General features: G+C 72.6%; 11 protein-coding genes. 6 read left to right on the forward strand and 5 right to left on the reverse strand.

Going from position 1 to position 12,349, the window contains the following annotated elements; translation table 11 throughout:
• Positions 1–37 precede the first annotated feature (37 nt).
• The 5 genes from H3C53_01110 to selD are packed head-to-tail and all read left to right on the forward strand — an operon-like array spanning position 38 to position 5,492.
• Positions 38–1,240 carry a membrane dipeptidase gene (locus tag H3C53_01110; GenBank protein ID MBW7915276.1) on the forward strand — a complete coding sequence of 401 codons (1,203 nt, stop codon included), beginning with the start codon at positions 38–40 and terminating at the stop codon, positions 1,238–1,240.
• Positions 1,237–2,136, forward strand: coding sequence for an alpha/beta fold hydrolase (locus H3C53_01115; protein ID MBW7915277.1), 900 nt, complete (start codon positions 1,237–1,239; stop codon positions 2,134–2,136). Before H3C53_01110 ends, H3C53_01115 begins: the two co-directional genes overlap by 4 nt.
• An 8-nt stretch (positions 2,137–2,144) precedes the next feature.
• Complete coding sequence (locus tag H3C53_01120; GenBank protein MBW7915278.1) at positions 2,145–3,341, forward strand: aminopeptidase P family protein; 1,197 nt, start codon at positions 2,145–2,147, stop codon at positions 3,339–3,341.
• A 25-nt stretch (positions 3,342–3,366) separates the two neighbouring features.
• A complete protein-coding gene (selU, locus tag H3C53_01125; protein MBW7915279.1) occupies positions 3,367–4,446 on the forward strand; it encodes a tRNA 2-selenouridine(34) synthase MnmH in 1,080 nt (359 codons plus the stop codon).
• Positions 4,443–5,492, forward strand: a complete 1,050-nt coding sequence (gene selD, locus H3C53_01130) for a selenide, water dikinase SelD (GenBank protein MBW7915280.1) — start codon at positions 4,443–4,445, stop codon at positions 5,490–5,492. Before selU ends, selD begins: the two co-directional genes overlap by 4 nt.
• Before the next feature lie 29 nt (positions 5,493–5,521).
• Here the strand turns inward: selD and H3C53_01135 are convergent, their stop codons facing one another.
• The 4 genes from H3C53_01135 to H3C53_01150 all read right to left on the reverse strand — a co-directional run bounded on the left by H3C53_01135 (position 5,522) and on the right by H3C53_01150 (position 9,248).
• Positions 5,522–5,845: a hypothetical protein gene (locus H3C53_01135; protein ID MBW7915281.1), complete on the reverse strand. Its 324-nt coding sequence runs from the start codon at positions 5,843–5,845 to the stop codon at positions 5,522–5,524.
• 21 nt (positions 5,846–5,866) lie between these two features.
• On the reverse strand, positions 5,867–6,661 hold the full coding sequence (locus H3C53_01140; protein MBW7915282.1) for an ABC transporter permease: 795 nt from the start codon (positions 6,659–6,661) through the stop codon (positions 5,867–5,869).
• Entirely contained in the window at positions 6,658–7,596 is a 939-nt protein-coding gene (locus H3C53_01145; GenBank protein MBW7915283.1) for an ABC transporter permease, read from the reverse strand. Before H3C53_01145 ends, H3C53_01140 begins: the two co-directional genes overlap by 4 nt.
• 158 nt (positions 7,597–7,754) lie before the next feature.
• Positions 7,755–9,248: a hypothetical protein gene (locus tag H3C53_01150; GenBank protein ID MBW7915284.1), complete on the reverse strand. Its 1,494-nt coding sequence runs from the start codon at positions 9,246–9,248 to the stop codon at positions 7,755–7,757.
• A gap of 250 nt (positions 9,249–9,498) precedes the next feature.
• Between H3C53_01150 and H3C53_01155 the strand changes: the two genes are divergently transcribed.
• Positions 9,499–11,463: an EAL domain-containing protein gene (locus H3C53_01155; protein ID MBW7915285.1), complete on the forward strand. Its 1,965-nt coding sequence runs from the start codon at positions 9,499–9,501 to the stop codon at positions 11,461–11,463.
• A gap of 49 nt (positions 11,464–11,512) precedes the next feature.
• Here the strand turns inward: H3C53_01155 and H3C53_01160 are convergent.
• On the reverse strand, positions 11,513–12,349 hold an 837-nt coding region (locus tag H3C53_01160), incomplete at its 5' end, for an ABC transporter substrate-binding protein (GenBank protein ID MBW7915286.1).

Genomic DNA, 12,349 nt, shown 5'->3' on the forward strand with positions numbered 1-12,349 from the left:
GCGCCGCGACGACGCGCCCCCGCAGAACGGAGCTGACATGCAAGACAAGCGTTACGACGGCTACCGGTCGTTCCAGTTCCTCGAGGCCGGGACCGACTACAAGGAGTTCGAGCTCTCGCCCGTCCTGAACCGGGTCGCCTCCAAGCAGGTGGAGGTCACGCCTGCCGAGGAGGAACGCGTCAAGCGCCTCTTCGCGGAGAAGCTGATGATCTCGCTCCACGACCACTGCTTCGTGGCCCCCAAGGACCTGTCCCGCTTCTTCGAGTTCCGCCGCTGGGGCCGCGACTTCACGGGCTACGAGGGCCTCGCCGTCAGCGGACTCGACGCGGTGTTCGACAACCTGATGAACGGCACCGCCATGATCCACTCGCGCGGCGGCTGGAAGTGGGACGACGTCATCACCGACCTGGGCCTGCGCCTCTCCGACATCGCCCACCAGGACATGGTCGTCCTCTGCACCACCACCGAACAGATCGTGCGGGCCAAGGCCGAGGGGCGCATCGCCTTCATCGTGAGCATCGAGGGCGCCGCCATGATCGAGAACGAGCTCGACCGCCTCGACGTCCTCTACGGGCTCGGCGTGCGCTGCATCGGCATCGCCTACAGCGAGGCCAACGCCCTCGGCAGCGGCCTCAAGGAGCCGCGCGACGGCGGCCTCACGACCTTCGGTCGCAAGGCCGTGGAGCGCATGAACAAGCTCGGGCTGGCCATCGACGTGAGCCACTCCGGCGACCAGACGTCGCTCGACACCATCCAGGCGAGCAGCAAGCCGGTCTTCATCACCCACGCCGGCGCCCGCGCCCTATGGGACTCGCGCCGCCTGAAGCCGGACGACGTCATCGAGGCGTGCGCCGCCAAGGGCGGCGTCATCGGCATCGAGGCGGCCCCGCACACGACCATCACCCACAAGAACCCCCGCCACACCATCGAGTCGTTCATGGAGCACTTCGAGTACTGCGTCGACCTCGTCGGCATCGACCACGTGGCGTTCGGTCCGGACGTCCTGTTCGGCGATCACGTCGGCCTGCACACGGCCCTGACGGAGGCGCTCAGCATCGGCGCGTCGCGCGGCGCCCTCGAGTACCCCAAGGTCGAGTTCGTGGACGGGCTCGAGAGCCCCGCCGAGGCGTTCCCGAACATCGTGCGCTGGCTCGTCAAGCACGGTTACAGCGACGACGACATCGGCAAGGCCGTCGGCGGCAACGTCATGCGCGTCCTCAAGGAGGTCTGGGCCAGGTGAGCGCCCCCGGCACCGGGCGGACGCCCGTCAGCGCCACCACCTTCCAGCTCGTGGTCAACGGCGCCACCCTCGAGGTGGACGACTCGGCGCGCGTCGACGCGGCCGCGAGCGGCAAGCCGACGATAGTGACGCTCCACGGCGCGCCAGGCATGGGCAGCCGGGGCAACGACTGGGAGGTCTACTCCGCCTTCACGGACGCCTTCCGCGTGGTGAGCTACGACCAGCGCGGCTCTGGCGCGAGCTCAGACACGCCCCCCTACACGCACGAGCAGTTCGCCGCCGACGTTGACGCCGTGCGCGAGGCCCTCGGCCTCGGGGAGCGCATCGTGATAGCGGGCGGGTCGTACGGCGGCTTCCTGGCCCAGGAGTACGCGCTGCGCTACCCGCAGCACGTGCGCGCCGTGGTGCTGCGCGACACGGCCGCCCACGCCGGGTTCAAGGACGAGGCCATGCGTCGGGCCCTGGCCAGCCCCTACCCGATGGACGTGCCCGGCCTGACGCGCCTCTTCGAGGGCCGCACCACCTCCGACGCCGACTTCCGCGCGCTCATCACCATGATCATGCCGCTATACACCGTCAGCTACGACGCGGAGCGCGACGCCCGCCAGGTGGCCGCCATGCAGCTCCACCACGCCACCCACAACCACGCCTTCGCCCACAACCAGGCCGACTTCGACCTCAGGCCGCGCCTGGCGGAGCTCAGTGCTCCCGTGCTCGTCACGGTCGGCCGCCACGACTGGGTCACCCCCCTGGCGGCGAGCGAGGAGCTTCACGCGCTCCTGCCCGACTCCGAGCTGGTCATCTTCGAGCAGAGCGGCCACGGGCCCCAGAACGAGGAGCGCGAGGAGTGGCGCCGGGTGGTGAGGGAGTTCCTCACCCGTGAGGTCCTGGCGTGAACCCGCCCGTGGGAGGCGGGGCGCTCAGCCCGATCACGCCCTCGGAGCTGGCCGCGCGGGCGCGGACGGCCGCGAGCCGCCTGGCCGGCCGCGCCGCCGCGCTCGTGCTCTTCGACGACCAGTACATCCAGTACTTCACGGGCTTCGTCTTCTCGCCCACCGAGCGCCCCATCGCCCTCATCGTCGACCCGGACGGCGCTCGCACGCTGTTCGTGCCGCGGCTCGAGCGCGAGCACGCCGAGGCGATGGCCTCGGTGGAACGCGTGGTGGCCTACCCCGAGTACCCGGGCGAGACGCACCCGCTCGCGCTCCTCGCCGCCGAGCTAAAGGCCCTCGCGGCCACCGGCCCCGTGGGCATCGATCACGACGGTTACCCGCCCGTGATGGGCTACGTCGGGTTGCCCCTGAGCGGCCTGCTGCCGCGCGGGGTCGTCGCTGTCGGTCGGGCGCTCGACGAGCAGATGGCCCTCAAGTCGGAGCACGAGGTGGCGCTCATACGCGAGAGCGCCAGGTGGGGCGCCTACGCCCACCGGCTCCTCCAGGATGGCACGAAGGTGGGCCTGCGCGAGGACGACGTGGCGGCCGCCGCCAGCGCGGCGGCGACGCGGGCCATGGGCGCCGAGCTCGGTGAGGACTACCGGCAACGCAACAAGTGGATCCGCGGTGCGCTCGCCATCTACCGCGGGCAGGTCGGCGCCGCGAGCGCCCTGCCGCACGCCCTGGCCCGCAACGCGGTGTTCCAGCGCGGCGACACGCTCGTGACGGGCGCCGGCGCCGACGTGTGGGGCTACCTGAGCGAGCTCGAGCGCACCATGTTCCTGGGCGAGCCCAGCGCGGAGCAGAGGCGCTGGTTCCACCACATGCTGGCGCTGCAGGACCTGTGCCTCGCCGCCATCCGCCCTGGCGCCCCCGCCGCGTCCGTCGACCGCGCCATGCGCGCCTACGTCGACGAACACGGCCTGTGGGAGAACTGGCGGCACCACGTAGGGCACGGGCTCGGTCAGCGCATCCACGAGAGCCCGTTCCTCGACGTCGGCTACGAGGGCGTGTTGCGGCCCGGCATGGTGCTCAGCGTCGAACCGGGCCTGTACGTGCCCGGCCTCGGCGGCTTCAGGCACTCCGACACGGTGCTCGTCACCGACAACGGCATCGAGTTCCTCACGAACTACCCGCGCGACCTGAGGAGCCTGACGCTGCCGGCCTGAGGGCGCCGGGCGTATCCTGACCGGCATGACACTCGCGCCCACCGACGTCTACCCCCTCGGGGCGGGGAGCGCGCGCCCGGTGATCGACGTGCGGGCGCCCGTCGAAGTGGCGCGCGGCGCCCTGCCGGGAGCGGCCCCCTTGCCCCTCCTGACCGATGAGGAGCGTCACCTGGTCGGGCTCCGCTACAAGGAGGCGGGCCAGGAGGCAGCGGTCGCGCTCGGTCACGAGCTGGTGCGGGCGAGCCTGCCCGCGAGGATCGACGCCTGGCGGGCCGTCGTCGAGGCGAGCGCCGGGCCGACGGCTGTCGCCTGCTGGCGGGGGGGCCTGAGGAGCCGCCTGGCGGTCGAGTTCATCGCCAGGCCGCAGGCCCTGGCGGTGACCGGCGGCTACCGCGCGCTGCGGCGCCACCTCGTCGCCACCCTGCCGGCCGCCGTGGCGGCCAAGCGCGTGCTCGTGCTCGCCGGCCTGACCGGGGCGGGGAAGACGCGGCTGCTGCGCCGCCTCGCCGCCGCCGCGCCGCCCGGGCTGCAGGTCGTCGACCTCGAGGGGCTGGCGCGCCACCGGGGCAGCGCATTCGGCCACCTGGCGGAGGCGCAACCGAGCCAGCAGACGTTCGAGAACGCCGTAGCGGCCGAGGTGATCGTGAGCCGCGCCGCCCTTCTGCTGGTCGAGGACGAGTCGCGGCACGTGGGCCGGCGGACCCTGCCCGACGCGCTGCACCACGCCATGTCCCGCGCCCCGCTCGTGATGCTTGAGGCCGGGCCGGCGAGTCGCGCCCGCGCCATCCACGCCGAGTACGTCGCCGCCGCCACCCTGGAGCGGGGCCGCGAGGCGGTGGCGGCGGATCTCCTCGCCTCCCTCGCCCACCTGCGGCGCCGCCTGGGCGGCGCGGTCAGCGACGCGCTCGCGGAGCGCGTCGCGCGCCTCGCGGCCGACGGGGCGGCTTGGGACGACCCCGCCGCCCACGGCGGCTGGATCCAGGAGCTGCTCGAGCGGCACTACGACCCCCTTTACCGCCGCGCGCTCGGGCGGCTGGCGCGCCCGGTGATGTTCGCCGGCGACGAGGCGGAGGTGCTCGGGTGGCTGAGGACGGAGGCGGCGTGAGCGACGGCCTGACCGTGCGCCTCACCGCCACGGTGAAGAAGGGCGGTTGCGCCGCCAAGCTGGCCGCGGGCACGCTCGCCGCCCTGGTGCGCGACCTGCCCCCGGCGCGTCACCCCGACCTGCTCGTCGGGGTGGACCGCCTCGACGACGCCGCCGTGTGGCGCCTCGCCCCCGACATGGCGCTCGTCCAGACGCTCGACTTCTTCACGCCCATCCTCGACGACCCGCACGACTTCGGCGCCGTGGCGGCGGCCAACGCCGTCTCCGACGTGTTCGCGATGGGTGGGCGCCCCATCAGCGCCATGACCATCCTCGCCTACCCGCTGGGCAGCCTGCCCGACGAGGTCCTGCCGGCCCTGATGGCCGGCGCCGGCGCGGCCCTCGCCGAGGCGGGCGCCGTGTTGGTTGGGGGGCACTCGATCGAGGACGACACCCTCAAGCTCGGCTTCTCCGTTGCGGGCCTCGTCCACCCGGACCGGCTCTGGACGAACGCGGGCGCGCGCCCAGGCGACGTGCTCCTCCTCACCAAGGCCGTGGGCACGGGCACCCTCACGGGGGCGCTCAAGGCGGGCGAGGTGACGGCCGACGCGCTCGGCGAGGCGGTGGCGTCCATGCGGCAGGTCAACCGCCACGAGCTCCCGGACGAGCTGCACGCCCAAGTGCACGCCGCCACCGACGTCACCGGCTTCGGCCTGCTCGGGCACGCCCTCCACCTCGCGAACGCCTCGGGGGTGGGGGTGCGCCTCGAAGCGGAGCGCGTGCCGCTCCTGGACGGCGCCCGCGCGGCGCTGGCGGCGGGGAGCCTGACGCGCGCCCACTCGACCAACGCGCGCTACGTGGGTGCGGCCGTGACGGGCCGCGAGGCCATCGACCCCGTCACCTGGCTGGCGCTCGTCGACCCGCAGACGAGCGGCGGGCTGCTGCTCTCGGTGGATCCCGCCGCGGCCGAGGCCGTGGCGGCGCACCTGCGGCCGCGCTTCCCCCGCACCGCTGCCATCGGGGTGGTGGAGGCGCTCGGCTCAGCGCCCGCCCTGCGCTTGGCCTGAGGCTGGCGCGGCGGTAGGTGCGGCAGGGGTCAGTTGTGCGCTTGGCGCTCGCGGTCCAGCAGGTCCAGCACCGAGATGGGCGCCTGGACGGGCGAGCCGTCGCGGAAGGTGCCGCGCGCCAGGATGGTGGCCAGGAGGTCGTACACGACGTACGCCTCGTCCTGGTCCTCGCAGGAGTAGAGGAGCGCCTCGTCCCCCGAGCTCATGATGGCGACGACCTCGTAGAAATCCGGTTCGGCGATGGTGGCCTCTATGTCCTCGATGGCGACGTCGTCGGGGAACGTCTCGACGACCTCCATGCTCTCCAGTAGGGCGGTGTTGAGCACGCGGTCGTCGAGCGAGTAGATCCACATGGCCGCATCATACGGCCGCGTTCAGGCGCGCCTGTCGAGGATGTCCCTGAGGCCGTCCGACATGAACTGGAACGACAGCGAGGCGCCGGCGAGGAACAGCCCCGGCCCGACCGCCGCCCACGGTTGGGTGGTCAGGAAGGCGCGGGCGTCCTGCAGGACGTTCCCCCAGCTCGGGGTCGGCAGCGGGACCCCCAGGCCGAGGAACGAGAGCGACGCCTCGACCAGCAGGAACGACGCGGCCGTGCTCGCGAGCTGCACGACGATGCTCCCCAGGAAGTTGGGGACGGCGTGGCGCACGAGCTGACGCAGGCGGGTGGCGCCGAGGGCGCCGGCGGCCGTCACGTACTCGGCGTTGAGTTCGCTGCGCGTGAAGGCGCGCGCCAGGCGGAAGAAGACGGGCGAGCCCGCCACCCCCATGGCCATGACCGTCTGCAGCGTGCCGCCGCCCAGGCTCGCGACGACGAGGAGGATGAGGAGGAAGCCCGGGAAGGCCAACAGCGCGTCGAAGACGCGCGACAACACCATGTTGACCGCCCCGCCGAAGCCGGCGGCGACCACCCCCAGCACCCCGCCCAGCGCGAGGGTCAGCACGGTCGACGACAGGGCGACGAGCAGCGACACCCGTCCACCCGCCAACGACCTCGCCAGGACGTCGCGGCCGAGGCCGTCCGTGCCCAGCAGGTGCTGCTGGCTGGGCGGGGCGTAGCGCGCGCGGTAGTCGGGCTTGATGGGGTCGTAGCCGCTGAGTAGCGGCGCGAACATGGCGGCGAGCGCGATGACCGCCAGCAGGAGGGCGCCGAACCTCGCGCGGGTCACGAGACCCTCAGCCGCGGGTCGGAGACGACCTGCATGACGTCGGCCAACCAGTTGACCAGCACGTAGACGGTGACGGCGAGGATGGTGACCCCCTGCACCACGGGGTAGTCGCGCGCGCCGATGGCGCCCAGGATGGTGGCGCCGAGGCCTGGCAGCCCGAACACCTGCTCCACCACGATCGTGCCGGTGAGCAGGCCGCCGAGCTCGAGGGCGAGCAGGGGGATGGTGCCGGGGAGGGAGTTGGCGGCGATGTGCCGGGCGATGGCCGCCGGTCGCAACCCCTTGCTCCGGGCGGTGCGGACGTAGTCGGAGCTGCGCTCCTCCAGCACCCGGGAGCGCGCCAGCCGCGCGACCTGCGCGGCGCGGGGGATGGCGAGCGTGACGGCCGGCAGCAGCAGGTGCCAGCTCGCCGCCAGCGTCAGCCCCTGCGGCGGCAACCCCAGCACGGGGAACCAGCCGAGCCGCACGGCGAAGAGGAGTATGAGGAGGAACCCGAACCAGAACTCGGGCAGGGCCAACGCCACCGTGGTGAAGAGGAGCGTGAGCCTGTCGAACGTGCCGCCGGGCCGCAACCCGGCCAGCAACCCCAACCCGAGCCCGACCAGCAGCGAGACCACGAACGCCATGGCGGCGAGCGTGAGGGTGACGGGGAAGCGGTCGACCAACACGCGCACCACCGGGCGCCGTTCCCGGAGGGAGCGGCCCAGGTCGCCCTGCGCCATGTCGGCGAGGTAGGTCGCGTACTGGGCGGGGAGCGAACGGTCGAGGCCGAGCTGCGTGCGCAGGGTGCTCACCTGCGACTCGCTGGCGTCGATCCCGCCCATCACCGTGGCGGCGTCGCCCGGCAGCGCGCGCATGGCCAGGAACACGAGCGTGAGCACCGCCCACAGGGTGACGATGAAAGAGAGGGTCTGAACCAGTAGATACCTAGACACAGCGTCCCGTTCGGTCGGTCCCGTGCCCCGTGGGGCGGCGGCCGCGCCCGCGATCGAGGGGCGGGGAGGGGTACGAAAGGCGGGTGGGGCCGCCCGTCAGGCGCCCCACCCGTTCACGTAGACAGGCTCGCAAGCGAGCCGCGGTCACTCGCTCAGGCTCACTCGAAGCGCGCTGCGCGGAAGTCGAAGGAGTCGAGGAGCGGCGTCATCCAGAAGCCGACGACCTTGGCCTGCCTGGCGTACACGCGGTCGGCGGTGCCGACGTAGATGAACGGCGCGTCGTCGTGCAGGCGGATGAGCGCCTGCGTGTACAGCGCCTTGCGCTTGGCGGGGTCGGCGGTGATGTTGGCGGCGGCGATCCAGTCGGCAACGTCCGAGTCGATCAGGCCGGTGTAGTTCTTGTCGGTGCCGAGGCCCGTCAGCCTGCCGGACGGGTCGAGCTTGCCCGTGTGACCGATGACGGTGATGTCGAAGTCGCGCGGGCCGCCGTAGACGTCGGACAGCCACACGCCCCACTCGACGATGGAGATCTCGGCGTTGATGCCTACCTCGCGCAGGAAGTCCTGCACGATCTGGCCCGCCTGGATGTGCTGCGGGTACGGCTGCGGCAGGACGAGCTGGATGGTCCAGTCGGCGGGCACGCCCGCGTCCTTGAGGATGGCCTTGGCCTTCTCCGGGTCGTACGGGAACGGCTGCACCGACTCGGGGTACCAGGGGCTGCCGGCCTCCATGAAGGTGCCCACCTGGGTGCCGCCGCCGTAGGCGACGTCGAGGACGATCTCCGTGTCGACGGCCATGTTGAGGGCGCGCCGCACGCGGGCGTCGTCCAGGTACGGCCGGCGCGTGTTCAGGGCGGCCACGAGCACCGTGCCCGACGGTTCGCGCACGAGGGCGAGCGCCGGGTTGGACTCCACGGCGGCCTGCTGCGACTGCGGGACGGTGTCGATGATGTCGAACTCGCCCGTGATCAGGCCCTGGTACTGCACGGCCGAGTCGTTCACGAAGCGGATGACGACGCGCTCGAGCGCTGGCGCGCCCTGGTAGTAGTCGGCGTTGCGGTCGAGGGTGATGGCGTTGTCGCGCACCCACGAGGCGAGCTTGAACGGTCCCGTGCCGACCGGCTCGTTGCCGAAGTCGTGGCCGGAGGCGAGCTTCTCGCTGGGCAGCATGGCGCCCCAACCGGAGGCAAGCGACGCCAGGAGGGCGGGCGTCGGCTTGGCGAGGGTGACCGTGACGGAGTGCTCGTCGAGCGCCGTGACGGCGGTGATGTTGGCGAACTCGCTCGCCTTCGGGGAGGCCGTGGCCTCGGCCCTGATCCGGTCGAGGGTCGCGACGACGTCCGCGGAGTCGAACGACGTGCCGTCGTGGAACGTGGCGGCGTTCAGCTCGAAGGTGTAGGCGAGGCCGTCGTTCGAGATGGTGTAGCTCTTCGCCAGCGCGGGGACGATGTTGCCGGCCTGATCGACCTCGACGAGGCCGTCGTACAGCGACTTGCCGACCTGGAAGGCCGCCGTGGCGGACGTGACCTGTGGGTCGAGCGTGTCGGGTTGCGCCGCCATGGCCATCGTCAATGTCTGGGCCGACGCCGTGAGGCCCACCGTCCCGACGGCGAGCAGCGCCACCAGCGTGCGGGCTAAGGACTTACCTTTCATGCACTTCCTCCTTGGTCTCGGGCCCGTTAGGACCCGTGCTCTGGGTGGTGCCGGCCGCGACCCCGTCAGGCGACCTGCGGCGGTCCCCGCTACCGCCTCGCGCCACGCTTGAGATGGCGTCATGCTACCCGCTTCCGGGCCGGGGCGTCACTACCTTCCCGTCGGGCACGCGCCAAGTATCGCGACGCGAGACGGGCGCCTCGGCCCGGTCAGAAGTTCGTGCCAGGGCGCCGCTAAGCTCGGTAACGACATGACACGCTGGTTGCGCCGCTTGACTCCACTGCTGCTATGGGCTACCTACCTCGTGGCCTACGGCCAGGTCAGCGAGCTGGCGGCCGCTCACGCCCCGCTGGCCGGACTCGTGCTCGTCGGCGTCAGCGGCTGGCTCTGGGGCGCCGTAGGCGGCTTCGGTAGCGGCGTCCTCGGCTACCTGGCCGTCAACGTGCGCGCCGACGGGCTCGGCATCGCCGCGTGGCAGCCGCTCGACATGCTGGGGGTCGAGCAGGCGTTCGCGTTCGTCGCCTACGCCGGCATCGGCACGGTCACGGGTTGGTTGACATGGCTGGAGCGCAACCTGCGGCACGAGCGCGCCGTCTCGCAGCGAGCGCTCGTCGACCCCCTGACGGGCGCACTCGTGCGGGCGGCGTTCGAGCAGCGGCTCTGCGCGGAACTGGAACTCGCGAATGCCGCGGGAGGCGGGCTGGCTCTGCTGTTCGTCGACCTCGACCGCTTCAAGTTCGTCAACGACACCTACGGCCACGACGCCGGCGACAAGCTCCTCACCGAGGTGGGTAAGGTGCTGCGCGGCAACGTCCGCGTCAACGACCTCGTGGGGCGGATGGGCGGCGACGAGTTCATGGTGGCGCTCCTCGGCGTTAGGGACGAGGCGTCCGCCGGGCAGATCGCCCGGGCGTTGGTGCGCGAACTGGGCGCCCCCATAACCGTCGATGGGCGCGAGGTGCAGGTTTCGGCCAGCATCGGGGTGTCGCTCTACCCGCGCGACGGTCACGACACGGAGTCGCTGCTGCACTCGGCCGACGCGGCCATGTACCAGGTGAAGCAGGGCGGCAAGAACGCCTTCCATTTCAGCACCGTCGAGGTCCGGACGCGCCTGAGTCGTCGCCTCGACCTGGAGCGGAAGCTGCGGCGGGCGCTGAGCGAGAACCAGTTCGAGGTCGAGTACCAGCCGCAGATGCGGCTGTCGGACGACGCGCTCGTCGGGTTCGAGGCCCTGCTGCGGTGGCGTTCGCCCGAGCTCGGGCTGGTGTTGCCCGGCGAGTTCATCCCGGTGGCGGAGGACGCGGGCCTCATCGGCCAGATCGGCCACTGGATGTTGCGCGAGAGCGCCCTGCAGCTGCGCGCCTGGCAGCGGCTCGGTCTCATGCCGGTGCGGGTCGCCGTGAACGTCTCCACCCTGCAGTTCCACCAGCAGGCCTTCTACGACACCGTCAAGGGCGCGCTCGCCGATTCGGCCGTGGCGCCGGAACTTCTCGAGATCGAGGTCACCGAGAGCGTGCTGGCGCGCGACGAGGACCTGGCCGTGAGGACCCTCAGGCGCCTGGAGCGGCTGGGCGTCCGCATCGCGCTGGACGACTTCGGGACGGGCTACTCATCGCTGGCGTACCTGCAGCGCCTCCCCATCCGCACTCTCAAGATCGACCGCTCGTTCGTCAAGGACCTGGAGCCGGCGCCCCTGACGGGCACGGGCCATTCCCGTTCGGTGAGGAGCTCGTGGCCCGGCGGCGCCGAGGGCGCGGGCGGCCGGTCGACGCCGCGACCGAGCGACGACCTGGCCGACCCGACGGGCGCCGGGCCCATCGTCGAGGCCATATGCGCCATGGCGCACAAGCTCGACAAGGTGGTCGTGGCGGAGGGGATCGAGACCGCCTTCCAGCGCAGCTTCCTGAAGCGCCTCGGCGTGGACTTCGCCCAGGGCTACTTCTTCGCCCGCCCCATGGCACCCGCCCAGGCGGAGGCCCTGCTGCGGCGCGTGACCACCGGGGCGGAGGCCAAGGCGCGCCGGACCGCCGGGTCGGCGCCCCGGGACGGGCGTGACGGGAGCGGTGCGGGCGCCGACTGGCCGGTGGTGACCGTGCCCACGCCGGCCACCGCCGTGGCGGGACCGCGTACCGACGCCGCGGCGCCGCCGCCACACGTGGGCGTGCCAGCGCAGGGCCGCCCCAGCGAGTTCGAGCAGCTCCTGATCTGGGAGTGACGCCCGCCCGGGGCCGGGCCGCGCCTTGACGACCGCCGGCGGCGCCCGACTAGAAGTCGCAGTCCGCACCGCCGCCCGCCAGGCCGAGCTCGTCGAGCTGCGCCGCGCTGGGGTCCGTCGCCGCCGGCAACGTGGTGCGCAGCGTCCCCGCGGCCAGGCGCTGCGAGAGGAGCACCCCCCACTTGGCGCCCGGGGTGACGGTCACCACGTAGAGCGGTTGCCGGAGCTCGTGGTCGACGGCGCGGAAGGCCACGTTGGCGCCCTTCGCGCCCGCCGCGGCCACGTCCGGCGCCAGCAGGGCGCCGGCGAGGTCCGCCGGCTCCACCGAGTCCGCGGCGCGTGCGGCCGCCGCCAGCGCGGACACCGCCGTGTAGGCGGCCCACGCCGGGGCGTCGAACGGTTGACCCCAGCGCGACTGGAAGCGACCGTTCAGTGCCGCTGCCGCCGGCGTGGCCAGCGCCGGGTCCCAAAGCTCGAGCCGCGGAACGGCCGTGCCCACCCCGTAGCGGTTCGCCGCCGCCAGGAACTCTCGCGTCTGCGTGACGGGGTCGGGGAAGGGAGCCAGGCGCAGGCCGAGGCCGGCGTCCTCCGCCTGCCCGATCAGGGTGAGCTGGTCGGCGGCGCCGAGGAGCACGGCCACCACGTCGGCGCCGGCGCTCTCGGCCTCGGCGAGCACGTCCAGGTAGCTCGGTCGCTCGTCCTCGACGGCGCGGGCGCCGACGACCACGTCGCCGACGGCAGCGAAGGCGGCGGTTGCGCGCGCCGCGAGGGCGGCGCCCTCCGGCCCGAGGGGGTGGACGACGAACCACGCCTGCGGGGCCTCGTCCCGCCGGTAGAGCCTGGCCATGGCGTCGAGGTAGGCGCCGGCGGAGGGCTGCACGTGGAA

The sequence above is a fragment of the Trueperaceae bacterium genome, from assembly GCA_019454765.1.
In the GTDB taxonomy this organism is placed as follows: Bacteria; Deinococcota; Deinococci; order Deinococcales; family Trueperaceae; genus JAAYYF01.

Coding starts and splice junctions, on each gene's coding strand:
- H3C53_01110 (MBW7915276.1), top strand. CDS start 38: ATGCAAGACAAGCGTTACGACGGCTACCGGTCGTTCCAGTTCCTCGAG.
- selU (MBW7915279.1), top strand. CDS start 3,367: ATGACACTCGCGCCCACCGACGTCTACCCCCTCGGGGCGGGGAGCGCG.
- H3C53_01135 (MBW7915281.1), bottom strand. CDS start 5,845: ATGTGGATCTACTCGCTCGACGACCGCGTGCTCAACACCGCCCTACTG.
- H3C53_01150 (MBW7915284.1), bottom strand. CDS start 9,248: ATGAAAGGTAAGTCCTTAGCCCGCACGCTGGTGGCGCTGCTCGCCGTC.
- H3C53_01155 (MBW7915285.1), top strand. CDS start 9,499: ATGACACGCTGGTTGCGCCGCTTGACTCCACTGCTGCTATGGGCTACC.